Source organism: Pyramidobacter sp. C12-8, from assembly GCF_002007215.1.
GTDB lineage: Bacteria > Synergistota > Synergistia > Synergistales > Dethiosulfovibrionaceae > Pyramidobacter.
On sequence record NZ_MUHX01000011.1, the window covers coordinates 22,362 to 46,531 of the forward strand.

The 24,170-nt window shown below is 65.0% G+C and carries 16 protein-coding genes and 1 riboswitch; of the genes, 8 read left to right on the forward strand and 8 right to left on the reverse strand.

The annotated features are described in order from the left end of the window. The first annotated feature begins 449 nt into the window (after nt 1-449). From hisS to B0D78_RS05875, 3 genes are all read left to right on the forward strand, one after another. Nucleotides 450-1,721, forward strand: a complete 1,272-nt coding sequence (gene hisS / locus B0D78_RS05860; protein WP_078016049.1) for a histidine--tRNA ligase — start codon at nt 450-452, stop codon at nt 1,719-1,721. Nucleotides 1,722-1,793: 72 nt separating this feature from the next. Then, nucleotides 1,794-3,602: an aspartate--tRNA ligase gene (gene aspS, locus B0D78_RS05865; RefSeq protein WP_078016050.1), complete on the forward strand. Its 1,809-nt coding sequence runs from the start codon at nt 1,794-1,796 to the stop codon at nt 3,600-3,602. Nucleotides 3,603-3,746: 144 nt separating this feature from the next. Continuing rightward, complete coding sequence (locus B0D78_RS05875) at nt 3,747-5,747, forward strand: putative dsRNA-binding protein (RefSeq protein ID WP_078016052.1); 2,001 nt, start codon at nt 3,747-3,749, stop codon at nt 5,745-5,747. Between the two features lie 129 nt (nt 5,748-5,876). Here the strand turns inward: B0D78_RS05875 and B0D78_RS05880 are convergent, their stop codons facing one another. Further along, nucleotides 5,877-6,638 (reverse strand): hypothetical protein, encoded by a 762-nt coding sequence (locus tag B0D78_RS05880; RefSeq protein ID WP_078016053.1) that lies wholly within the window; start codon nt 6,636-6,638, stop codon nt 5,877-5,879. A 263-nt stretch (nt 6,639-6,901) separates the two neighbouring features. Between B0D78_RS05880 and B0D78_RS05885 the strand changes: the two genes are divergently transcribed. Together B0D78_RS05885 and B0D78_RS05890 are read left to right on the forward strand one after the other, a co-directional pair. Beyond that, entirely contained in the window at nt 6,902-8,719 is a 1,818-nt protein-coding gene (locus B0D78_RS05885) for a hypothetical protein (protein WP_078016054.1), read from the forward strand. 168 nt (nt 8,720-8,887) lie between these two features. Beyond that, nucleotides 8,888-9,961, forward strand: a complete 1,074-nt coding sequence (locus B0D78_RS05890) for a hypothetical protein (protein WP_143521750.1) — start codon at nt 8,888-8,890, stop codon at nt 9,959-9,961. Between the two features lie 62 nt (nt 9,962-10,023). On the opposite strand, the gene B0D78_RS05895 is transcribed toward B0D78_RS05890, so the two are convergent. The 4 genes from B0D78_RS05895 to B0D78_RS05910 all read right to left on the reverse strand — a co-directional run bounded on the left by B0D78_RS05895 (nt 10,024) and on the right by B0D78_RS05910 (nt 14,908). Next, the gene (locus tag B0D78_RS05895) at nt 10,024-11,001 is read right to left on the reverse strand and encodes a hypothetical protein (RefSeq protein WP_078016057.1); all 978 of its coding nucleotides are present in this window, start codon (nt 10,999-11,001) and stop codon (nt 10,024-10,026) included. Between the two features lie 211 nt (nt 11,002-11,212). After that, nucleotides 11,213-11,680, reverse strand: a complete 468-nt coding sequence (locus B0D78_RS05900) for a hypothetical protein (protein WP_143521752.1) — start codon at nt 11,678-11,680, stop codon at nt 11,213-11,215. A gap of 56 nt (nt 11,681-11,736) precedes the next feature. Continuing rightward, on the reverse strand, nt 11,737-13,878 hold the full coding sequence (gene ldcC, locus B0D78_RS05905) for a lysine decarboxylase LdcC (protein ID WP_078016060.1): 2,142 nt from the start codon (nt 13,876-13,878) through the stop codon (nt 11,737-11,739). A gap of 187 nt (nt 13,879-14,065) precedes the next feature. Then, nucleotides 14,066-14,908: an ADP-ribosylglycohydrolase family protein gene (locus B0D78_RS05910; protein ID WP_078016061.1), complete on the reverse strand. Its 843-nt coding sequence runs from the start codon at nt 14,906-14,908 to the stop codon at nt 14,066-14,068. A gap of 115 nt (nt 14,909-15,023) precedes the next feature. Between B0D78_RS05910 and B0D78_RS05915 the strand changes: the two genes are divergently transcribed. The 3 genes from B0D78_RS05915 to B0D78_RS05925 all read left to right on the forward strand — a co-directional run bounded on the left by B0D78_RS05915 (nt 15,024) and on the right by B0D78_RS05925 (nt 20,385). Next, on the forward strand, nt 15,024-16,232 hold the full coding sequence (locus B0D78_RS05915) for an exonuclease SbcCD subunit D C-terminal domain-containing protein (RefSeq protein WP_078016062.1): 1,209 nt from the start codon (nt 15,024-15,026) through the stop codon (nt 16,230-16,232). Next, nucleotides 16,229-18,913: an AAA family ATPase gene (locus B0D78_RS05920; RefSeq protein WP_078016063.1), complete on the forward strand. Its 2,685-nt coding sequence runs from the start codon at nt 16,229-16,231 to the stop codon at nt 18,911-18,913. Before B0D78_RS05915 ends, B0D78_RS05920 begins: the two co-directional genes overlap by 4 nt. Nucleotides 18,914-18,963: 50 nt before the next feature. Continuing rightward, nucleotides 18,964-19,078: riboswitch (FMN riboswitch) on the forward strand. 107 nt (nt 19,079-19,185) lie between these two features. Next, nucleotides 19,186-20,385, forward strand: a complete 1,200-nt coding sequence (locus tag B0D78_RS05925; protein WP_078016064.1) for a bifunctional 3,4-dihydroxy-2-butanone-4-phosphate synthase/GTP cyclohydrolase II — start codon at nt 19,186-19,188, stop codon at nt 20,383-20,385. Between the two features lie 282 nt (nt 20,386-20,667). Here B0D78_RS05925 and B0D78_RS05930 read toward each other — a convergent pair whose 3' ends face one another. The 3 genes from B0D78_RS05930 to B0D78_RS05940 all read right to left on the reverse strand — a co-directional run bounded on the left by B0D78_RS05930 (nt 20,668) and on the right by B0D78_RS05940 (nt 24,067). After that, complete coding sequence (locus tag B0D78_RS05930; protein ID WP_078016065.1) at nt 20,668-21,405, reverse strand: potassium channel family protein; 738 nt, start codon at nt 21,403-21,405, stop codon at nt 20,668-20,670. Between the two features lie 16 nt (nt 21,406-21,421). Further along, complete coding sequence (locus B0D78_RS05935; protein ID WP_078016066.1) at nt 21,422-22,483, reverse strand: potassium channel family protein; 1,062 nt, start codon at nt 22,481-22,483, stop codon at nt 21,422-21,424. Nucleotides 22,484-22,675: 192 nt separating this feature from the next. Beyond that, nucleotides 22,676-24,067 carry a hypothetical protein gene (locus B0D78_RS05940; protein ID WP_078016067.1) on the reverse strand — a complete coding sequence of 464 codons (1,392 nt, stop codon included), beginning with the start codon at nt 24,065-24,067 and terminating at the stop codon, nt 22,676-22,678. Between the last annotated feature and the right edge of the window lie 103 nt (nt 24,068-24,170).

A 24,170-nucleotide genomic window follows, 5' to 3' on the forward strand; every position in this document is an offset into this window, starting at 1 on the left:
AAAATTCCGCAGTCTTCTTGATCTTTTTCGCTTGACTGGACAACGAAAGCTCTCCAAATTCTGCGCGGGAGAGCCGCAAAGCGGGCTGCGCGGTTCGCTTTGTGAAGTTCCTCCGCAGCGCCTTTGAGTTCGATCTTCCAATAAAGAACCAGTATTGGCGCGGAAAATCGTTTGACCTCCGGTGTTGAAAGTTGCTCTTGACGCCGAAAGCTTGTTCGCGAACGTTCCCCGTGGAACGTTCCCTGTGAAAAACGTTGCAGAGCCTTTTCATGACGGATATCATTTTTCGTATGTCATTTTGCCGCCGGGCGGGTTTCCGTAAAAAGAGCCTCTTCCCAGATCCGCGATCTGCGGTATAATATTTGCTTTATAGAAGCAGTGCTTTCTCATGCGGCGGTTCGCGAAAGCCGTATCGTTAAAATTTTTCGACACGCAGGAGGTACGGATCGATGTCTGAATCTATCAAGGGACCGCGCGGAGTCCGCGACATTCTTCCCGACGAGTCTTGGAAATGGGCCTATGTGCTCGGCCGCGCCGCGGAAACGGCGGGCAGGTTCAATTACAGCGAGGTCCGGCTTCCGATCTTCGAGCATACCGAGCTTTTCAGTCGCGGCGTGGGCGACACGACCGACATCGTGGAGAAGGAAATGTACACCTTCACCGACAAGGGCGACCGCAGCATCACGCTGCGTCCGGAGATGACGGCCGGCATGATGCGCAGCTACGTGGAGCACTCGCTCGGCGTGCCCGGCGGCAACCCCGCCAAGCTGTGGGGCGCGGGGCCGATGTTCCGTTACGAGCGCCCTCAGAAGGGGCGCTACCGCCAGTTCTGGCAGCTCGACTACGAGGAGATCGGCTCCGAGAGCCCGCTCGTCGACGCGGAGGTGATCATGACTGCCATCGAGCTGTTCCGCACTCTGGGGATGCGGAACCTCGAGGTGGTGATCAATTCCGTGGGCTGCCCCAAGTGCCGTCCCGTCTACCGCGAGAAGCTGATCGGCTATCTGCAGGGGCGGTGCGACGAACTCTGCGACACCTGCAAAAGCCGTCTGCAGCGCAACCCGCTGCGCGTGCTCGACTGCAAAGAAGACCGCGAGATCGTCGCCGGCGCGCCCGACATTTTCGACAGTCTCTGCGACGAATGCGCCGAACACTTCAAGACCGTCACCGCGGCGCTGACCCGGCTGGGCGTCAAATACACGCTCGACAAAACGCTGGTGCGCGGCCTCGACTATTACACCAAGACCGCTTTCGAGGTCAAGTCCGGCGACCTCGGCGCGCAGAGCGCCGTGTGCGGCGGCGGGCGCTACGACAACCTGGCGGAGGCGATCGGCGGGCCGCACGTGCCGGGCGTGGGCTTCGCGGCCGGACTCGACCGCGTCATCCTCGTCATGGGCGAGCAAGGCTGCTCGTTCGGCGCGCAGCCGGCGCTCGACGCCTACGTGGTCTGCCCCGACGATTCGGCGCGGCTGAACGCCGTGGAGCTGCTCTACGCGCTGCGCCGCGCCGGGCTGAGGGCCGACATGGACTACGCCGGCCGCGGCATGAAGGGGCAGATGAAAACGGCGGTCGCCAGCGGCGCCAAAGCTGCCTGCATCCTCGGCGGCGACGAGATCGCGAGCGGCGTGGCCGCGGTGCGCGACTTGAGCGCGGCGGCGCAGGAAGAAGTGCCTCTCGCCGACGTGCCCGCCCGCGTGGCGTCTCTGGCCGGCACACGGTAAAAAACGCGAAGCGCCGTTCCAACGCGGCGCTTCGTTGGACTTTTTTGAACAGACAAGGGAGTTTGGAGAAAAATGCGCAAGGGAATTTTCGATTCAAGCTGGAAGCGAACCGTCAAATGCGGGCTGGTCGGCGAAGAGCTGGTCGGCAAGGAGATCGTGCTCAACGGCTGGGTCCGCAACCGCCGCGACCATGGCGGCGTGATTTTCATCGAGCTGTGGGACAAGTCGGGCAGCGTGCAGGTGGTCTTCACGCCGGAGGTGGACGTGCAGATGCACGCCGACGCCGGCGATCTGCGCAGCGAATACGTGATCGCCGTGAAAGGCAGAATGCGCGTGCGCCCCGACGGCATGATCAATCCCCACATGACGACCGGACGCTGGGAGATGGTGGCGAGCGACTTCCTGCTGCTGTCGGCGGCCGCGCCGATCCCTTTCGAGATCGGCGACGAGACGGAAAACGTCGACGAAAACCTGCGTCTCACCTACCGTTATCTCGACCTGCGCCGCGAGCGCATGCAGGACAACCTGCGCACGCGCCACGAGGTGGCTCAGTACACGCGCGCCTATCTGAACGGCCGCGATTTCACCGAGGTGGAAACGCCGATCCTGATGAAGTCTACGCCCGAAGGCGCGCGCGACTACCTCGTGCCCAGCCGCGTCGCGCCCGGCTCGTTCTACGCGCTGCCCCAGTCGCCGCAGCTGTTCAAGCAGATCCTGATGATCTCCGGCATGGACCGTTACTATCAGATCGCCAAATGCTTCCGCGACGAGGACCTGCGCGCCGACCGCCAGCCCGAGTTCACACAGGTCGATCTGGAGATGAGCTTCGTCACCGAAGAAGACGTGTACGATCTGCTCGAGGGCTACGTCGTCGGCCTGTGGAAGAAGATCCTCGGCGTCGAAATCGCGGCGCCCTTCCGCCGCCTCGGCTACGGCGAGGCGATGCGCCGCTTCGGCAGCGACAAGCCCGACCTGCGCATCCCCTTCGAAATTCACGACGTCACCGCCGCTTTCGAAAGCACGAGCTTCGCTCCCTTCCAGAATCTGATCGCCAACGGCGGCGTGATCCGCACGATCTCCGTGCCCGGCGGCGCCGCATGGTCGCGCAAGCAGTGCGAGGACGTCGCTGCCGCCGGCAATAAGCTGGGCGCGCCCGACGTGGCGTTTTTCCAGATCAAGGAAGGAACGCTCAAGGGGCCGCTGGCCAAATACCTCGACGACGAACACAAGGCGCAGTTCCTCGAACTGGCGCAGGCGCAGGACGGCGACGCGATTTTCCTGATCGCCAACGTCGACGCCATGCTGGTCGCCACGGTGCTGGGGCAGCTTCGCCTCGACGTCGCCAGGGCGCACGGCCTGGTGCGAGAGGGCTGGGAGTTCCTCTGGGTCACCAACTTCCCGCTGCTGGAGTGGAGCCCCGATGAAAACCGCTGGGTGGCCACGCATCACCCGTTCACCCAGCCCAACCCCGAGGACCTGCCCTATCTCGAAAGCGATCCCGCGCGCTGCGGCTCGCGCACCTACGATCTCGTGCTCAACGGCATCGAGGTGGGCGGCGGCTCGATCCGCATCCACGACGAAGAAGTGCAGGAAAAGGTCTTCAAGTGTCTGGCCTTCACGCCCGAGGAGGCGCGAAGCCGTTTCGGCTTCTTCCTCGACGCGCTCAAGTACGGCACGCCGCCCCACGGCGGGCTGGCCATCGGTTTCGACCGCCTCTGCATGCTGCTGTGCGGCTGCAAGGGCATTCGCGAGGTGATGGCCTTCCCCAAGACGGCCAAGGCCCAGGACCTGATGGCCGGCGCGCCTTCGCCGGTCGAATCGCTTCAGCTCGACGAGCTGGGCATCTCCGTGCGCGCGTTCGCCGCCGCAGCGAAAAAGTGATTTTCGCGAAAAACGTGAAACGCCGCGTCCCCCGTGAAAAGGACGCGGCGTTTTTTGTGCGGCGGCGCGCGGTGTGTTAGAATCGTCTTGTTGCGAAGCGTCGGCGGATCCGGCGCGTAAAGATCGTCGAAAGGAGGTGAATGGATGAACGAAAAAAACATGCCCAAGGAATTCTGGCAGCGCGCCGACAGCCTGCAGAAGCGCACCGGCTATCAGTTCCGCGATCCCGAGCTGCTGCGCCTGGCCTTCACGCAGCGCTCCGGCGCCGGCGGCCAGAGCCCGAGCATGAACAACGAACGCCTCGAATTCCTTGGCGACGCCGCCTTGGGGCTGCTGGTCGGCGAGGCACTCTACCAGGAATATCCCGAGGCCGACGAAGGCTTTATGACCATCGAGCGCTCCAAATTGGTCTGCGGCCGCAATCTCAGCGCCTGGGGCTACGAAGCCGGCTTCGACCGGATGCTGCGCGTGTGCGAGGGCGTGGAAGTTTCCGACGCCATGGTGGAAGACTCGGTCGAAGCCGTGGCCGGCGCCTTTTTTCTCGACGGCGGGCTGGACGCCGTGCGCGCGCTGCTGCAGAGCTTTGCCGACTACCCCGACCAGGGCGCGGGCTTCGATTCGCGCCGCCACCTCGAGCGCGACTGCTCGTACGAAAAGCTCGGCGCGCCGCGCTACAGCACGATGCGCCGCCGCGCCAACGGCAAGATCATCTTCGAGAGCACCGTCTCCCTCGACAAAGAGCCCTCGGGCACGGGCCTCGGCGCCGACCGCACCGAGGCGGAGCGCAACGCCGCGCGCGACGCCATGTGCCGCCTCAGTCACGCTTCCGCCGAGGAACAGAAAAAGCGCGCCGTCGTGCTGCGCGCCCGCTACCGCCGCGTCCTGCCCCGCCATGGGCAGCCACCCCGCGGCCGCAGTGCGGCCGGCGCGAGCGAGGCCGAAAACGCCGCCGCGGAAAAGCCCGTCCTCGTCCGCGACGGCGTGGAATACCGCATCGTCGCCAAAGACGGTCCCGAGCACAAGCCGGTGTTCACCGCCGCGGCGTTTCGAAACGGCATCCGCGTCGCCGAAGCCGGCGGCCCGTCGAAGAAGGACGCGCTGAAAGCCCTGGTCCGCGAGGTGGGCAAAGCCGCCGTCCGGCAGACGAAGCGCGGCGCCGACGCTTTCAGGGACCTGGAGCTTGCCGGCCTGAAAAACAGCCCCGAGCTGAAAGGCCGTCTGCAGACCTGCTGCGAGCGCCTCGGCATCGGCCAGCCCCATTACGTCGATCTGCCCTCGCCGGGCGGCAAAAGCCCGCTGTTCTTCGTGGAACTGCAGCTGAGCGGCGAACCGATCGTCAGCGGCAGCGGCCAGAGCAAGCGCGCCGCCGGCCAGGCCGCCGCCTGGAAAATGCTGCAGCTGCTCGCCGCCGACGCCCTCGGGGAAAGCGGGCGGCTGAACGCCGACCTGCCTCAGCTGCAGGCCCGTCTGGAGAGCGCCTTTCGCGCCGTCTGCGAGCGCGGCGGCGAGAAAGATCTGCGCGTCGAGATCGCCTCCGTTGCCGGGCAGGACGAAATGCGCCGCGCCCGCGTCTTTTTCGGCGACCGGTTCTGCACCGAAGTGCCCGGCCTCGGCGAAAATCAGGCCCGCCTGCTGGCCCTGTTCAGGGCCGTCACGCAGACCCGGCGCTGGAAGGACGTGCTGCGCGAGCTGAAGCTGAGCGCGCCTGCCGGCATGTCGCCGCAGAACGTCCGTCCCGACCTGCTGCTGGAAGAGCGTCTGAAAAGCTCGCGCCGCGGCCCCGCCGAGATCCTGTCGCTGCGCGCCGGCGGCAGCGAAGACCTGCGCCTGTACCGCACCGGCCTGTTCGTCAAGGGCGATCTGGCCGCCTGCATGACCGCTCCCGGCAAGAAAATCGCCGAGCAGGCGCTGGCGTTGCTGCTGCTTGACCGCGCCGCGCGCGAAAGCGCGCTCGTGCCGCCGCTCAAAAAAGAAGCCCCCGCCGCCCGTACCGCGCCGAGCGCCCCGCACGAGCGCCGCAAGCCGCGCCGCCGCGCGCCGGTCGCCCCTCTGCCTTTGCCCGAAGCGCCCCAGCCGAAAGTCACGCTCAAACAGCGCTTCGGCAGCTGGCTGCGCCGCATGGGCGACCTGTACACGCAATCGTGACCGACGCCGCTTGGAGCGTTCGTGGCGGCCCCGAGGCAGTCTCCGTCCAAAGAAAGGCCGGCCCGCGATGAAATTTCACTTCATCGCGGGCCGGCCTTTCTTTTGTTTCACGGGATGCGGCGGAGCGGCTCAGCCGCGGCGGAACGTGGCGACGCCCGCGGCGAGGAGCAGCGCGGCGATGACTGCGCCGGTCGCAAGCCCCATGACGCCGGATTCTTCGCTGTCTTTCAGCACTTCCTCACGGCTGAGGATGCCTTCCAGAACGCACGGCGCCTGATCGGGCGCGGGATGGAGCGCGCCGTCCTTCTGAACGGCTTTCACCGTGACCTGGCGACCGCCGAGGTCGGAGATGCGGTAGGAGAAGCGCAGCGCGCCGCGCACGTTGCCCTTGGTGTGCGACAGATAGCGCTCGTTGCCGAGGAGCTTGCCGTACGTTACCAGTCCGGCGCGCGCGAGTTCCCCGCCGTCGAACTCCCGGCAGAACGCCGGCGTCGGCAGGGTCCTGAGCAGTTCCGGCGCCAGGACGAAGGCGCCGAGCTTGGCTTCGCCGACGAGCGTGCGGCTGCCCAGCGCTCCGGAATAGATTTTCTTGCACTCGTATTTGTTTTTGCCGTCCGTACCGACTCTTTCGTAACGTTCGGTCAGGCGCTCGGTCTTGGGCGAGCGCAGCGTGACGTTCAGCTCTTCGTCCACCGCCGGCGCGGTCATCTCCAGAACGCCGCCGCACACGACCAGGCGGCCTTCGTTTTCCGGCAGGACGGCCGGCTCGCCGAGGAACGCGGCGGCGGCCAGCTGTTCCTGCGCTTTCGGCATGTCGTTATGCATCTTCCAGACGAGAGCGCCCGTTCCGATTCCCAGCAGGACCAAAACGGCGCCGATGATTTTCTTCATGAAGCTTCCTCCTTCGTCGATGTTGTGATGGGGCCGGCGTTTCGAAAAAACGATTGTAGTGTAGCAGAAACATACCGGCCGGTCATCGCCCAAAGGGGTGAAGCGGCGCCGGCCGCGGGCGGATGGGCAAGCTCGTTTTTCGCGCGGCGCTGCGAAGGCGCCGCCGTTTTTATGGTATTATGAACGAAGATCGGCTATAATTTTCGAACGATCGTGTGATTGCGGGCTGAGTGTTGCGGTCCGAACAGAGGAGGAATTTCATCATGCACGTGTTCGCTTTTTTGCTGGCGGCCGCCGGAGCGGCGCTGTCCCTGTGTTACAGCGGCTGTCTCGCCATGATCATGGAAAGCGGTTTTGAGCTTGGCTGGCTGAAGGACTTCGCTTCGCTCGATCCCAAGTCGATGTGCGTCGTCGCTTCTTCCGCTCTGGCGGTGCTGGGGGCGTTGCTGGTCCTGTTCAGGAAAAAGCTTGCGGCGCTGCTGCTGTTCGCGGCGGCGGGGATCTCTTTGTACTGCGAGTTCAGGCTGAAAATCGTCTATCCCTACGTTCGCGCTTCGGCGGTGCTGTTCGCGGCGGCCGCACTGATGGGCATGAAGGTCCGCGGCGCGGAGGACGAATACGGAGACGAGGAATATGTCGGCAAGGAGCCGGAAATGGCCGATCCCGCTCCGGCGACGGCGTTTGACCGCGAAGTGAAAGATGAGCTCGCCGCGGCGGAGGATGGAATGCCGGCCCCGAAGGCGGGCTGTTCGCGCCTCTGGGGGTTCCTGCTGGCGTTGGCGGCGGCAGGTTATACGCTCTGGCAGAGCGGCATGTGGCCGGTCGTGCAGGCGCACTTCGTCGATCTCGAATGGTATAAGAATCTTCCCTCGCTCGACGCCAAATTGTTAAGCGCGCTTGCCGCGGCGGCTCTGGCCTTGTTGGGCGGCCTGCTGGCGCTGGCGAAGCGTGCCGGCGCTACGCTGTTTTTGACCGTTGCGGCCGTGGTCTGCGCGGTGGCCCAGCTTCACTGGGACGTCTGGTTCCCCGCGTCCTGGGGGGCTTTTGTCCTCTGCCTTGTCGCCGGCGCGGTTTCCTGGCCCGGTGCGGCGGTGGACGCGGCCCGGGCGGGACGCCGTTACACGTCGGCCTATGTTTTCGCCTTTATTTTCGCGCTGGCGGCTGCGGCTATTTCGCTTTATCAGAGCGGGGCGTGCCGCGTTCTTGGCGAAAAGTTCGGCGGCGGTTTCTGCCTGGCCGCGCTGGGCGATCTGGACGAGAAGACGCTGTGCGCCGCGGTGACGGCGGCGCTTGGCCTTGCGGGCGGCCTGCTGGCGCTCTGCGGCCTGCGCTTTTCCACCTGGCTGCTGCTGGCGGCGATGTTCGTCTCGCTGGGGGGCGAACTGATCTGGCCTGAGTATTACGCGTTCTCATGGATCGCGCTGCTGCTGTACGCGCTCTCCGCGCTGCTGAGCAGCGCGCTGGTGAGGGCCGGTGAGGAAACGCCCGTGAAGAAACTGCCGCTCTCCGTCGCCGTGATCGCCATGATGGCGGCGGCCGGAGCCGGCGGCGCCGCCGTGTGGTATTACGACAAGGGCGTGATGGCGGAGAGGTTCCGCGACGCCCGTGCCAACGATCCCGCCTATCAGCAGATCGCCGAAGAGGTGAAAGCGAAGGACGCGAGGATCGCCGAAACGGACGGCAAGGTGCGGGAGCAGATGGGGCTCGTGGCCGAGCGCGAGCAGAAGATCGGCGAGCTGACGGCGGTCAGTGCCGCCAAGGACGAAGAGATCAGGAAACTGACCGCTCAAAGCGCCGCGCGCGACGAACGGATCGCGGCGCTGAACGCCCGGCTTGAGCGGGCCAAGACGGAGCTGGCCGCGGCGCAAGCCGAGTCGAGACGGAAGTTCGTCTACCTGCGCGGCAGCAACAACGTGCGCGACGTGCCGAACGCCGACAAAGGGTCCAAAGTCATCGGCCGCCTCAGCAACGAAACGGCTGAAGTCGTCGGCTCGCAGGGCGGCTGGTATCAGGTGAAAGGCTCCTTCGGCGCCGGCTGGGTCTTCGGCAAAAACGCCGTGATGCTGGATCTGGGCAGATAAAACTTCAAAGCGGAGAACAACGGCGAAGAAGCCGCCTCGATCGAGATTTTGAGGCGGCTTCTTTCTTTTGGGACCCCCGGCGGGGAGCGGGGGCGCTTTCCCATCGGCGGGCGGCGGTGCTACAATATGAAGCGGCAAACAGAAACAGAGTGAAGGCGGTCGATAGAAGTGAAGAAACTGATAACGGCGATGTGGCTGATCTGGCTCTGCGTCCCGGCCTGGGCGCGGCCGGAGGAGATCTTCCGGCTCGAGATCCCCGCGGCGGCGGGCGGCATGGCGCGTGCCGTCCGCCCCAACGGACAGACGAAAGATCTCGGCAAAGTGCTGCGCGTGCCCACGGCCACGCGATATCCCGGCTACACGGCCAGCGCCTGGGCCGAACCCGGCACCGTGGCGGCCACGGCGGTGAACGCGATCCACCTGACGGTTTCCGTGGAGAACGAAAAGGGGCGCATCGTCAGCCTTGTGCCGGCGGAGACGATCGCTCCCGCGGCGGGCGCGTCGGCGGCGTTCGTGATCGACTGTCCGGCCGGTGCGGGGCTGTTCGGCGGCTGGGCGCCGGTGGTGGGCGACCGGGCGCGCGTGCGCCGCGCCGACGGCACGCTGCGCGAGCTGACGGCGGCTCAGCTGCCCGAACCCGGCGAGACGCTGGTGGTGTCGGTGACGGAAGACCTCGACGGACCCTACATGTTCGACTTCGAAAACCGCGCCGGCGGCGAGGTGCGGGCGTACTGGCGCGGCGGCGGCAAGGCGATCGCCTCCGTGGAGCGCCCCTTCCGCGGCGTGGGACGCTTCGGCGGCAGCAAGTTCCAGCGCCGCAGCGCCCTGCGCGCCAACCACTGCGGCGTGATCTGCGTGAGCACGAGCGACGTCGGCGACATCGGCGGCTTCCAGATCATTCCCTGGGAGCATTCGTTCTCGCCGGAGATGAAATCGGCGTGGGAAAAGACGCAGTGGATGATCGTCCGTTCTCTCGACGGCGAAAAGATGACGGCGCGCGCGCCGCTTTTCAAGGGCGTTTTCACGCCGGGAGCGCAGGCGCTGGAGAAACTGTGGGATTTCTGGTCCACGTACGGCCGCCGCTCGCTGGTGATGTGCCGCGTCGACGGCGGCGAATGGCGGCGTTTTAACGCCGCAGCCGGCAAGGACGACCACGCCTTCGACCATATCACGCATCTGCGCATTTACGCGCCCTTCACCAGGGAACCGGGCAGGAAGACGCATCTGGGCGACTTCCGCTGAACGTTGCGGAAAAAACGTAAAACAAAAAGGAGTTCACGAAAATTTTTCGGTGAACTCCTTTTTTAATCGGGCAGAAACGGCTTGAGCTTGGCCGCGAGCCGGCGCCACAGCGGCGCGCAAAGGCGCGCGAGGCGGCTCCGCTCGTGGAACAGCCCCCAGCCGGCCAGCAGGGCCGAAACGGCGAGCAGCGGATGATCCGCGCAGAACTGCAGCAGCCCCGCGGCCGGGGCGACGTAAACGAAGCGGAAAAACCGCTCGCCCGTCAGGCGCGCCACCAGCGGCGCGAGGAACAGGCGCATCACGGCGTAATAACAGCACAGCGACAGCGGCGCCAGCACGGCGATCAAGCGGATGAAGCGGCGGTTCTCGTCCAGCGCCTGCTGCGAGATGGCCCGCGCGTAACATTCCGTGCCGCTGCCCATGAAGCGGTAAGCCCAGCGCTGCCACCGGCCGAGCCCCTGCACGCTCCGGTCGATCCGGGCGCAGGCTTCCCGGTAGACGCGCGCGAAGATCTGCACCTCGATGAAACGCACCAGGTTGAAGCCGAATTCGCCGTAGATCTCCCTGACCTTTTTGAGCGGAAAGTCCCAGCGGGTGAAGTAGTAGTAAAGATTCTGCATGGCGATGCCGAGCGAGAGGGCGCGCACCACGAATCCCAGCGAGGCGACGCTGATCACGTGCAGACGCGCCAGCGCGTAGCCCGTCAGGAAGACGACGAGCGTCGTGAAGGACTTGAAGAGGCTGACGATCACCAGTTCGAGAAAGCGCCGCCGCACCTGCTCGGCCACGCGCTGCTCCCGCGCCCGCCGCATCACCGTGTCGTCGATGTAATCGGGGATCGCGTGCGTGATCCGGTCGAACCAGCCGTCGTAGCGGCGGACGGGCAGCGGCGCGGCGGGCGCGGCGGGAAAATATTTCTCCACCAGAAAGACGCTGAGCCGATGCGACAGGCGCTGGCGCAGCAGAATAAAGCCCAACGCGCTCAGAAGCAGCGAATGGGCGACGACGAAAGAGATCAGTGAGGAAAGGAAATTCAGCACAGCGCACCTCGGAAGACAAAAAGTCGGCTTGCCGCCGCGGCAGTTTGTTCCATTTTACACTGAGCTTTCGGAAATTGCGATTTTTCCCCGAGGAACGGAGGATCCCGGCGCAAGCTCTGCGGCACAAAGGAAGAGCGCCCGCGAACAGGTTCGCGGGCGCTCTTTCTGTATGAAGCGAAAGCGTGCCGCGCGGAACATGCAGCGGCGGCCGTCAATGATAACGAATCGAGCTGAGGATACGTTCCGTTTCGGGCGTGTCGCCGTCCTTGACGATCTGCGTGACGAACCACGCGCCGTTTTCGATCGCGAAGCGGAAACGGCTTTTCGTCTCGGTTTGACTGCGCGAGTCTTTCCCCGCGACGGTGAACGAGCAGGAACCGTCCGCCGCGGCGGAGACGGCGCTGGTTTGGGCGCCGCCTTCGCGAAGCTGCTCGGCAAGGTATCCGGCGACCGTCTGCGGATCGAGGTCGGCCTTTTCCCGAGCGCTGGCCACTGCCTGAGCCGTCAGCGTGATCACGGTCTTTTTGTTGGCGGCGGTCAGCGTTACGCTGTCGTCGGCGCGGACTGCGGCGTCCCATGTTTCGGGAAAGACGACGGTCAGCGCTTTGGTGCGGATCTCCGTAGCGAAGGCCGAACGGGCGCACAGCATGACGATGAACAGCGCCATCAGTTTTTTCATGAAAACCCCTCCCGGGCACATCAATTTTGTCTTTGCGCCTGCGGTGCGCCGCGCGCTCATTCTTCGTCGAGCACCTTGACGTAATAGCCGTCCTTGCGGCGGTAAGCGCCGTGAATCTCGGTGTCGAAGCCGGGGAACAGTTCGCCCGTCTCGCAGAGCATGTTCAGGTAATCCAGCACGGCGGCGCTCTTCTCGGTGACTTTCTCGCCGGGCATGACCAGCGGCACGCCGGGCGGGTAGGGCAGGATCATGTCGGCGCTGACTTGGCCGAGCAGTTCCGCCAGCGGCACCTCGTGCGTTTCGCCGCGCAGGTTTTTCTGAAAGGCCTGGTACGGCGTGTATTCCATCTCCGGCAGATCGTCGTAGGCGTGGTACATCAGCTTGGGCAGGTCGCGTTTGCGCATCACGCGGTGCAGGCCGCGCGTGAGCTGCTGCAGCGACATGTTCATGTAAAACACGGGATCGAGCTTGAACAGGTCGGGCATGGCCTCGCGGATGGGAACGTCGTTGTCGTAGTCGCGCTTGAAATCCTGAAGCGCTCGCAGCAGCGCCTTGGTGCGCAGCTCGTCGACGCCGAGCGCGAACAGGAACAGCATGTGGTACGGCCCCGTCTTCTCGGTGACGACGCCGTGATTGTTGAGGTAGCGCGACACCACAGCGGCGGGGATGCCCTCTTCCATGAGCTGTCCCGTGGGATCCATGCCGGGCGTGAGCACGGAGACGCGGATCGGGTCGAGGTAGTTGAAGTCCTCGTCGGCGCCGAGGAAACCGTGCCAGCGTTCGCCGCGGGAGATGGGCCAGCATTTGGTCTCGGAAATGTCGTCGGGCTGCCAGCACTTGAAGAACCACGTGCTGCATTCGTCGTGCAGGCGCGCCAGCTCGCGGCGGAAAGTCATGGCGCGGTCGATGGAGTTCTGCAGCAGCCGCCGTCCCTGGTTGCCCGTCATCATCGCCGCGCCCGTCTCGGCGCTGGCGACGATGGGATAGTTGGCCGAGGTGGTGGTGTGCATCATGTAAACCTCGTCGAGCACGGATGCGTCGTACTCGCCCTTGACGTGGACGTAACTCGCCTGCGCGAAGGAGGCCAGCATCTTGTGCGCCGACTGCGTTTCAAAAATGGTCTTGCCGGCCGTCGCTTCGCCGCACATGCCGAACTTGTTCTCGTAGATTTGGTTGAACGGCGCGTAGGGCGACCAGGCGCTGTCGAAATGAATTTTTTTCACCGGCAGGTTGGCCTTGATCCAGCTGCAGTCGTAGAGCAGCCCGTCGTAAGTGCTGTCGCTGATGACCGCGTAGGTGGGCCAGGTGGCGTCGTCGCGCTGGGAAAGTTTGTAATGGATGGCCTCGGACGTGAACTCGTCGGCGGGGATGCCGCCGATCATGCCGTAGGCGTTACGCGTCGGCAGCAAATAAATGGGCACCACGTCGCACATCATCAGCAGGTGCGTCATCGACTTGTGGCAGTTGCGGTCGATCAGCACCGTGTCGCCCTGCGACACGCAGTACATGCCGACGATCTTGTTGGCCGTGGACGTACCGTTGGTGACGATGTAGCTGCGGTCGGCGTTGAAGGCGCGGGCGATCAGCTCTTCGGCGTCTTTGTGCACGCCGGTGTGTTCCAGCAGCGAGCCCATGTCGGGCACCGACACCGACGTGTCGGCGCGGAAGGCGTTGGCTCCGTAGAATTTGTAGTAAGCCCAGCCCATGGCGTGATGGCGGAACGCCGAGCCGAGCAGGTGCCCCGTGGTACAGAAGGTGTTCTTCTTCGCGTCGGCGAACTTGAACAGCGCGCGCGTGAACGGCGGCAGCAGCAGCTCGAAATAGCGGCGCACGGCGCGGTCGATTTTCGCCGCGGTTCTCTCGGCGTTGCGGCAGGGCAGCGGCACGAAGGCCAGCGTCAGTTTGTCCTTGTCCGGCGGCTGCAGTTCCTTGGCGGCCCCCGGGCTGGTCAGAGCGAAAAAGGGCAGGCGCTCGTTCAGTTCCCCCATAGAAGCGTACAGTTCGCCGCCCATCGTGTCCCAGTCGATGATCGCGCCGGCGGCTTCGGGGCGCTGCTCCAGCATGTCGACAAGGCTTCCCTCCAATTCCGGACGCTGCAGGCGGTAGCCTTTATTTTCCAGTTCTTCGAAAAGCTCGGCGGTTTCGGGGCTGTCGAAAATCGAATCCGAAGCGCGGTCGAGCAGCAAGAGGACGTTCATCTCGCCCCCCCTTTCTGGGAAGATCGGTGATCGTTACGTGGTACTTTATAAGCGCTTTCGCCTCAAAGCGCAAGGGCGGAAATCGGAAAAATCCGGCGGCGCGAAAATTTCATGCGGCGCGAAGAATCGCCCCTCTTCCGCTTTCTCTGGAAGAAGGGGCGAAAATTCAGCAATAGGTTTATTTGTCTCATCTCTCCAGGGGCGGACGAAAAAAGCCTTTTGCCCCAATTTGTTGCAACGGCGCGCCGCCCATGAAGCGTCCTTCGAAAGCCAGCAGCACGGCTTTCATCTTTTCGTCCATGGCCGCCAGCGCCACCGCGCGCATCGCCTCCGGCACGCCGAAGCGGACCTGCGCCAGCGCGCCGGCCATGTCGGCCTGCGTGTCGGTGTCGCCGTTGAGAAGCAGCGCTTTGGCGACGGCGTCCTCGTAGGACGAGCTTTCGAGGAAGCAGCGCACGGCCTGGGGCACGCTGCCCTGGCAGGCGGCGCTGAACGCATAGCCCTGCGCCATGATCTGCGCTACTGGCGTGCTCAGGTCGCAGCCGAACGTCGCCTCGAGATAATTTTTCAGCTCGTCGTTGGACGCTCCCTGACGCAGCGTGAAAACGGCGGCGGCGATGATCTGCGCGCCCTTGACGCCTTCGGGATGCCCGTGCGTGTAAAGGGCGCTGGCGCGCGCCAGTTCAAGGGCCTCGTCGCGCGTGCGCGCCGCCCAGCCGACGGGGGAAACGCGCATGGCCGAGCCGTTGCCGAAGCTGTCGTTTCGGGCCAGCTCGCCGTTTTCGAGCCAGAGGCGGAAGCCGCGTCCATAGCCGCGGTTCGGATAAGCGCGGCCCCATTCCATGTAGCCGCGGGCGAAGCGTTCCGCGCTGCGGTCGCCGCCGAGCAGCGTTTCCGCAGTGGCGAAAGTGAGGATCGAGTCGTCGGTGAAACGGCAGCCGCCGTTGAGCAGCGGCCGCGAACCGTCGTAACGGGAACAACGGCTCTCGTACTGAGCGCCGCAGAAATCGCCGAGAATCGCGCCGAGCATTTTTTCATTCCTCCTGTTTTGAGAGTGAAACCTCTGCGTCCTCCGCTGTGTTATGATTATTGTACCGCAGGATCGCCGTTTCGCGAAAGACGGCGCTCCATGAGGAGGCTGATCGATGAGAATCCTTCACACGTCGGACTGGCATCTGGGACGCAAGCTCTGCGGCCAGGAGCGGGCCGACGAATTCCGCCAGTTTCTCGACTGGCTGACGGATACGCTGATTTGCGAACGTGTCGACGCGCTCGTCGTGGCGGGGGACGTTTTTGATTCCTACACGCCGCCCTTGTGGGCGCAGAGCCTTTATTACCGTTTTCTCACGGGACTGTCGCGCACGCCCTGCCGCAGCGCGGTGATCGTGGCCGGCAATCACGATTCGGCGGCGCTGCTCGACTCGCCCCGGGAGCTGCTGGACCGTCTCGACGTCCACGTCGTGGGCGCGCCGGCGGCGGAGCCCGGCGCGGAGCTTTTCGAGCTGCCGGACGCGCAAGGGAAAACGGGCGCGCTGTGCTGCGCCGTGCCGTTTCTGCGCTCGCGCGACCTCTGCGGCGCGCTTGTCGGCGAAGACGCCGACGCGATCGCGCGCGCCGAACTGGACGGCTTCGCGAAGCATTACGCCGCCGTGTGCGCGCTGGCCGAAACGCGGCGCGCGGGGCGCGATATCCCCGTCGTCGCCCTGGGGCACTGCTTTGCCGCCGGCGGAACCGTGCGCGCCGACGACGGCGTGCGCGACCTGGCGGTCGGTTCGCTGGGCGCGGTGCCGCTGTCGGCCTTTCCCGAAAACGTCGATTATCTGGCGCTGGGGCACCTGCACGCGCCGCAGATCTGCGGCGGGCTCGAGAGCCGCCGTTATTGCGGCGCGCCGCTGTGCATGGGCTTCGGCGAGGCGGGGCAGAAAAAGCAGGTCTGCGTCGTCGATTTCGACGGGCGCGCCGTTTCGGTGCGCGCGATCGACGTGCCCGTGTGGCAGGAGATCCGCCGCCTGAAAGGCTCCTTCGACGAGATCGCCGCCGCTTTGAGCGAACTCGAACGGTCCGGCCGCTCCGTCTGGGTCGAAGCGGACTGCGCCGACGAGGGCGCTCAGGGACTGAACGACCGTATCCGCGAGCTGAGCGGCGGCGCGGTGAAGATCCTGCGCGTCAAAGTGGCGGGCGCGGGGCCGGCGGACGCTTTTTCCGGCGCGGGCGACCTGAACGAGGACTGGTCGCCGCGCGAAGTCTTCAGGCTCTATCTGAACGAGCACCAGATTGAGGGCGCGGAAGCGGAGGCGCTGACGGGCGCGTATCTCGAGGCGCTCGAAGCCGTGCGGACGGAGGCGGCGCGATGAGACTATGCCGCCTTCATTTCAAGAACCTCAACTCTCTCGCCGGAGAGTGGAACGTCGATTTCGAGTCGCCGGAATTCCGCGGCGGCCTGTTCGCCATCACCGGCCCCACCGGCGCGGGCAAGAGCACGCTGCTCGACGCCGTGTGCCTGGCGCTTTACGGCCGCACGCCGCGCCTGGAGCGCGTCAACACCTCCGGCAACGAGATCATGACCCGCGGCGAGCGCGAGTGTTTCGCCGAAGCGGTCTTCGAGATCGGCGGCGAGCGCTACAGCGCCTTCTGGTCGCAGAAAAAATCCTCCCGCAAGGGCGCGGCCCGGGAGTGGCAGGCGCCGAAGTGCCGTTTCTCGCGGCTCGGCGGCGGCGAAGAAGTGCTGGCCGACAGCGTCAGCTCCATGGCCAAAAAGGTGGAGGAAGTCTGCCGTCTCGATTTCGAGCGCTTCACGCGCACCGTCATGCTGCCGCAGGGCGGCTTCGCGGCCTTCCTGCAGGCCGACGGCGCCGACCGCGCCAAACTGCTCGAAGAGCTGACGGGCGCGGAAATCTACCGGCGGATCTCGCGCGAAGTCTACGACCGAACCAAGCGCGAGAGATTCGAGCTGGAGCAGATCCGTTCCTCGCAGGCCGAACACGCCCCGCTGGCCGAGGAAGTCCGCGCCGCGGCGCAGCGGCGCGCCGCCGTCAGCGAGACGCGCGAGAAGGAACTGCGCGCGCGGGAAAAAACGCTTCGGCAGGCGCTGGACTGGTATGACCGCCGCGACGCCCTCTTGGCGCGCCGGGCGGAATACGAACAGGCGCGTTGCGAACTGAACGGGGAGCAGACGGCTTTTGCGCCGCAGGCCGAAGATCTGGCGCGGGCCGAGCGAGCCGCGCAGGCAGGCGACCTTTATGCCGCTTTGACGCGCGGCCGCTCGCGCCTCGACGCCGCCGCGGGCGATCTGGAACGCCTCGAAAAAGACGCCGCCGCCGGCGCGCAGCGGCGCGAAGACGCGGAACGCCGGCGCGTCAGCGCCGCGGAGGATCTGGCGCTTTTGAAGAAAGAACACGGCGAGCAGGCCGAACTGTGGACCAAAGTCCACGACCTCGACCGCGAGATCGAAAGTCACGCCCTGCGCTGCCACGAACAGGAGACCCGCATCGCCGAGCTGGAAAGTTCCTTCGCCGCCGGCGACGCGCAGGACATCGCCGTGCTGGCCGAGCTGAATCAGTTCAAGTTCGAAGCCGAGGCGATGAACAAAAGCCTCGCCGGGGCGCGCGAAGAAAAGGAACAGGCGATGGCGGCCATGTACCGCGCCGACCTCAGCATGCTCAGTTCCCGCCTCGAAGAGGGCAAGCCCTGTCCGCTTTGCGGCGCCGTCCATCATCCCGCGCCCTATCAGCGCAGCGTGCTTCAGGAAGAAGAGTTGAAGCTTCATCAGAACGCCGAAAAAGCGGCGCGGAAAGTGACCGATCTGGAACGCAAGCTCGCCTCCATGCAGGAAAAGATCGCCGCCCGGCAGATGGAGCACAAGCGTCTTTCCACGATGGGGCAGACGGCGCAGCGTTCGCTCCTGGACGCGCGCGAAACGCTGGCCCGCGGACAGGAAAATCTGGAAGCGCGCCAGCGGGCGCGGCGCGAGCTGTTCGGCGAACGCCGTCCCGAGGCGGAAGCCGCGAAGCTGAAAGAAAAACTTGCCGCCGCCGAGAGCTCGTTGGCCGAGGCGGACGCGCTCCGCCATCAGAGCGCCCTCGACGCCGCCCGTACCGAGACCGAACTGGCAGGCGTGCGCGAAGATCTGGCGGCGCTGAGCGGCGAGCTCGCCGCAGCTCAGGCGCAGTTTGCCGAGAGATTGAAGCGCCTCGGCTTTGCGGAAGAATCCGCGTGGCGGGCCGCCGCGCTTTCCGAAGAAGTTGTCGCGGCTCTGCGCGCTCGTCTCGAAGAATTGCAGCGGCGCGAAGAAGCGCTGCGCTCGCAGGCGCTGCTGCTCGACGAGGAAGAGCGCGCGCTCGGTCCCGTGCCCGAGCTCGCCGCCGCCGACCTTACGGCCGCGCTCGAGGCGTGCGGAAACGAGCTGACCGAGCTGCTCAAGAACCGCGGCGCCGACGAGCAGATGCTGCGCCACGACGACGAATGTCGCCGCCGTCTGGGCGAGCTGCGGGAAGCCGAAGCGCGCCGGCGGAAAGTCTACGAACTCTGGAGCGACCTCAACGACCGGATCGGCTCCGCCTCCGGCGACCAGTTCAGCCGCTACGTGCAGGGCCTCACCTTCCGCCGCCTCGTGCGGGCCGCCAACCTGCAGCTCGAACAGCTTTCCGAGCGTTACCGCCTCAAGGTGGCGGCCGACGACGCCCTGCGCCTCGACGTCGTCGACCTCTGGCAGGGCGGCGAAGTGCGCACCTCGCGCAACCTCTCCGGCGGCGAGAGCTTCATCGTCAGCCTGGCGCTGGCTCTGGCCCTGTCGCACGGCATGAGGGAAGTGAAAGTGGACTCGCTGTTCCTCGACGAGGGCTTCGGCACGCTCGACGAAGAAACGCTGGAGACCGTGCTCGACTGCCTGAACCGCCTGCGCGAGAGGGGCAAGCTCGTCGGCGTCATCTCCCACGTGAAGACGCTGCGCGAACGCATCGACGCGCATCTCACGCTCACGCCCGGCCCCGGCGGCCACAGCCTGCTGAGCGGTCCCGGCTGCTCGCGGCTGGGCTGACTCTTGACCGGCGGCGGCCGGAGGAGTATGATTCTTTTCGCACCATCACAATCGAACTTCAGGGCAGGGTGAAAGTCCCTACCGGCGGTAAAGCCCGCGAGCCGCAAGGCATGATTCGGTGAGATTCCGAAGCCGACAGTACAGTCTGGATGGAAGAAGCGAGTTCCGCCGTTGTCCCGGGATCCCGGCTCTGAAATGCCCCGCGCGTTTCAGAGCCTTTTTTTTCGTAGCCAAACGACGGCCCTGATGATTTCCAGAGGGAGGAATCCGACGTGATCCAGTACAACACCGTTGAAGAAGCCGCCGCCGAACTGCGCGCCGGCAAGATCGTCCTCGTCGCCGACGACGAGAATCGCGAGAACGAAGGCGACATGATCTGCGCCGCCCAGTTCGCCGGCACCGAAAACGTCAACTTCATGGCCCGCTTCGCGCGCGGCCTGATCTGCATGCCCATGAGCGCGGCCTACGTGAAACGCCTCGGCCTGCCGCAGATGGTCGAGAGCAACACCGACAACCACTACACGGCCTTTACCGTCTCCATCGACCATATTTCCACCGCCACGGGCATCTCCGCCGTCGAACGCGGCGTCACTGCCCGCGCCTGCGTGGGCGACGACGCCAAGCCGGAAGACTTCCGCCGCCCCGGCCACATGTTCCCGCTGCTGGCCCGGCCGAACGGCGTGCTCGAACGCAACGGACACACCGAAGCCACGGTGGACCTGCTGCGCCTCGCCGGGCTGAAAGAGTGCGGCCTCTGCTGCGAAGTGATGCGCGACGACGGCGGGATGATGCGCGCTCCCGAGCTGGCGGAGAAGGCGAAAGAGTGGGGCCTGAAATTCATCACCATCCGCGCCATCCAGGAATACCGCAAGCGTCATGAAACGTTCGTCGAGCGCGTGGCGACGACGAAGATGCCCACCAAGTACGGCTTCTTCACGGCCTACGGCTATCGCAACCGCCTCAACGGCGAGCATCACGTCGCGCTCGTCATGGGCGACGTGGGCGACGGGCGCGACGTGCTCTGCCGCGTCCACTCCGAATGCCTGACCGGCGACACGTTCGGCTCGCTGCGCTGCGACTGCGGCCAGCAGTTCGCCGCCGCCATGACGCAGATCGCCGCGGAAGGGCGCGGCGTCATGCTTTACCTGCGCCAGGAAGGACGCGGCATCGGCCTGCTCAACAAGCTGCGCGCCTACGCGCTGCAGGACCGCGGCCTGGACACCGTCGAAGCCAACCTGGCTCTCGGCTTCGAAGAAGACCAGCGCGAGTACTACATCGGCGCGCAGATCCTGCGCGACCTCGGCGTGCGCACGCTGCGCCTGCTCACCAACAATCCGAAGAAGATCGAAGGGCTGGCGGATTTCGGCCTGGAGATCGCCGCGCGCGTCCCCATCCAGATGCCCGCCACCGCCAACGACCTGTTCTACCTTCAGACGAAAGAGCACAAGATGGGCCATCTCGTCACCTATTAATACTAATTCTTGATAGAAAGTATTAGCATAGTTTTCGGGGGCTGCGGGGGAGTTCAGTCGCTCAGAACTGCCTCGACTGCCGCGCGGCTCGCTTTGTGAATCTCCCCTGCAGCGCTCTTACGTTCGGCTTTTTAATTAAGAAATAGTATGGCTCGCCGTCTCTGCGCGGAAAATGGCGAATGGCTGCAAGCGGCGCGGAGCTCCGCGGGCGCACAACGAAAAATGCGTGATGATCGGGCCCGATCATCACGCATTTTTCGTTGTGCGCCTTCGGGGAGCGCTTCAGCGCTCTCCGTTGTTTTGTCCCGGTTTCTCGCAGCTGATGTAAATGACTTTCATCGGCAGCTCCGCTTTCGTCCCCGCGGCGGGGTTGATCTCGTGACGCCAGACTTGGCGCGAATCGTTGTCGTCGCGGCGCATGACGCCGAGCGGCAGGTCGCCCTGCGCGCGGACGGCCGCGAAGATTTCGCCGATGCTCCTGCCCTGCCATTTGGGATCGAGATCCATCGTGTTCAGGCTGGAACGGTCGTCGGAATGGCTGAAGAGGTCGTTGGCGAAGTCGGAGATGCCCCGCTGCGAAGCGCAGAGCGCGATGTAATTGGCGATCAGACGATTGCAGTAGACCACGTTGTCCACGTTGGCGTTGTGGGCATGGCGTTCGTTTTCGGGATTGATGATTTCCAGCACGGAGTAGATCTCCGGATGCAGCGATTCGACGGCCAGCGCCGTGAGGATCGAGCGGGCGTCGACGGTGTCGGCCGGCAGAGAGCCGACGTTCTCGGCGAGGATGATGGCGGCCGTGGCGGTCTCGACGCCGGCCCTCTTGAGCGTTTCGTCGTCGGAGATGTCGCCTTCGACGACCGGCACGGCGCTGTTTTTCAGCTCTTCGGGACGCCTGCGGGCGACGACGACAACGGGTTGCCCGGAGGCTTCGAGTTCCCTGAGCACCTTGAGCGCGTGGGAGTTCCAGCCGCAGATGAGCGTGTGTCCTTGGGGGATGTTGACGAAGATTTCGGTCATGGGTGAAGGCCTCCCTTTACTTCCCGCTGTTTTTCGAGATGAACACGACGCGCATGGGCAGCCTGACGGGCCTGGACGCCGGCGGGTTGATCTCGTGGCGCCAGCGTTCCGCTCCGGAAGAGGCGTCGGGCGTCATGACGCCCAGCGGCAGTTCGCCGTCGGCCTGCATGGCCGCGAACAGCTCGCCGGTGGTCCGATTCTCCCACTGCGGTTCGATGTCGGCAGCGCGAAGGGCCGAGCCGCTGTCGGAATAAGTGAGGATGTCGCCGATGAACGAGCTGATGCCCTGCTGTGAGGCGCAGGCGGCGACGATGTCGGCCAGCGTGCTTTCGCAGTAGACGATGTCGTCCACGTGGGCGCGGCGGGCGTGGCGCTCGTTGGCGGGATCGAGCAGCTCGACGACCGTGTAGATCTCGGGGCGCAGCGACTCGACCGCGAGGGCGGTGAGCACGGTGTGCGCGTCGAGGTCGTCGTTCGTCAGTCGGGGCTGCGGTTCGGCGAAGACGATCGCCGACTCGGCTTTTTCGATGCCGGCCTGGATCAGGCGCGCCTCGTTGGTCGGTTCGCCGGCGACGAAAAATACGTCGTAATGCGACAGTTCCGCCGGCTTGGCGCGAGTCAGCACGGCGACCTGCCGTCCCGAGGCGGCAAGTTCCTTCAGCACGAGCTCGGCGCGGCCGTTCCAGCCGCAGAAGATCGTGTGCCCCTCGTATCTGCACGCGTTCAGTCCGAGCATGTTCTTGAGATTGTACTTCATCACGCGCGTGAGCACTTCCGACAGCACGACGCCGAGCACGGAAATGCCGACGATGGAGAGCGCGAAGACGATCACGCGCCCGACCATCGTGTGAGGGTTGTTGGCGAACTCGCCCTGGCCGATCAGCGTGAACAGGATCGTCCACAGGGCTTCGAAGACGCTGCCCTCGCCGCCGCGTTCCAGCTTCCAGTACAGATAGGCCGAGCCGGAAACCAGCGTCAGGAATCCGAGCAGGATCCAGAAAAAATACTTGTGCAGCTTGCCGGCCATGTTGGCGCCGCGCTTCAGCCCTTTGACCTTTTGGGAATAATTCGAAGCCACGATGTCACCTCCGCAGGAGTATGCAATCTGACGTCCCCCCTTCGGAACGCGCTCGGGGGACCAAAAATAAGTATAACAAAGAAACGGGAAAAATGCTTGCGGGCTTTTCTGCCCGCGGCGCGCGGAGAAACGGTTCCGCGCGCCGCGGCATAAAAAACAGGCCCCGACGGCGGGGCCTGCGAGCGGCGGTTCTCAGTTTTGTTTCTCGTCGTCCTTCTGGCGGAACATGTCGGGAGCGATGGTCTCTTCGGCGGTATAGTCGTTGACGTCGTCCGCCGGGGAGACGGGCTGCCGAGGCTGCGGGGGAACGGCGGGAATTTGCGGCGCGGGCGGATCCTCGGGCGTTTCCTCTTCGGGAACGCGCAGAGCGTCGAAGCGGCTTTTTGCCTTCGCGGCCAAATCCTTGGCGCCGAGCGTCACTTTGTCCTTCCAGCCGCGAAGTTTTTCGCCCAGCGGCGCGCTCTTGCCGGGCTGTTTTTCCTCGCCGGCGTTCCCTTCGTCGCGGCCGGGGCGTTCGGCGTGGTCGCGGTGCAGCGTGCTCTTGGCGTTTGCGGCGATTTTCCTGGCCTTCTCGGAAAGCTCGCCGCGCATGCTTTTGAATCGGCTGGCCGCTTTTTCGGAGAGGGCTTTCAGTTTCTCTCCGGCGCTGAGCGTCCCCTCGGCTTCGCGGGCGGCGCGGCGCTCTTCGCGTTTGGCGTCGGCCTTTTCCTTGAGGGCCCCCAGACGCTCGCCGGCGTTCCGGGCGGCTTCCTTCAATCCCGTCGCGGCGCCCGAGGCGGCTTTGCCGAGGCGCTCGCCGGCGTTTTTGCCCTTCCGCGAAAGTTCCTGCATGGCGCTGGACGCGCTCTGGCCGAGTTTGTCTTTCGCGTTCTCGAAGGCTCCCGAGTCTTTGAGGTCTTTCAGCTTCTCTCCGGCGCCGCGACCGACCGAGACGAGCCCTTTGCCGGCCGCCCGGGCGACTTTGCCGGCGGCGCTGAGCGACGTGCCGAGGGCGATGCCGACGGCGTGGAAGATTCTGTTCGCCTTGGGAAACCTGTTTTCGACGGCACGGCGAAGGGCACGCGCCCCCTCGGCGACGCCGTAGAACGCCGTGCCGAACCCTTCGGCGGCCGCTCCGGCGGCGATGCGTCCCATCTCGCGGTTCTTCTCGCTGGCAAGGCGCAGCGCGCCGCTCTTCAGGATTTCTTTCGTCTTGTTCGCCGCCGCGGGGAGCTTTTGCGGAGCGACGCTCTGTTCATCGCGGCTCGTTTCTTCGCACGGCGTCTCTTCCTCTTCGAAGTCGACGACGAGCTTCTCTTTTTTGCCGGCGTGGGCCCGGGCGCTGCGCTCGGCTGCGTCGGGCAAGGCGCTTTTGATCAGGTGCCCGATCGCGGCGAACGTCTGCGCGGCCGAACGTTTGCCCAGCTGGTCTACGGGAACGGGGCGCCCCTCGGCGACGGGAGCGTTCTTGTGGAACTTCTCGGCGACGTGGTGAAGGCCGTTTTTGATGGCGTTCATTTCCTCGTCGAAATCGTTGGGCGCGAGTTTCCTCAGCCCATGGGGCTGCGGTTTTTCTTTTTTGAGATCCTCACGGTCGGCTGACATCTGCATGTACCTCCTGCTTTTTCGCTGGAAAACGGCCGGCGCGAGCCGGACTGTCTGTCTTCATGCGGTGGTTTTGGCGCTGTATGTACGCACAACTGCCTCA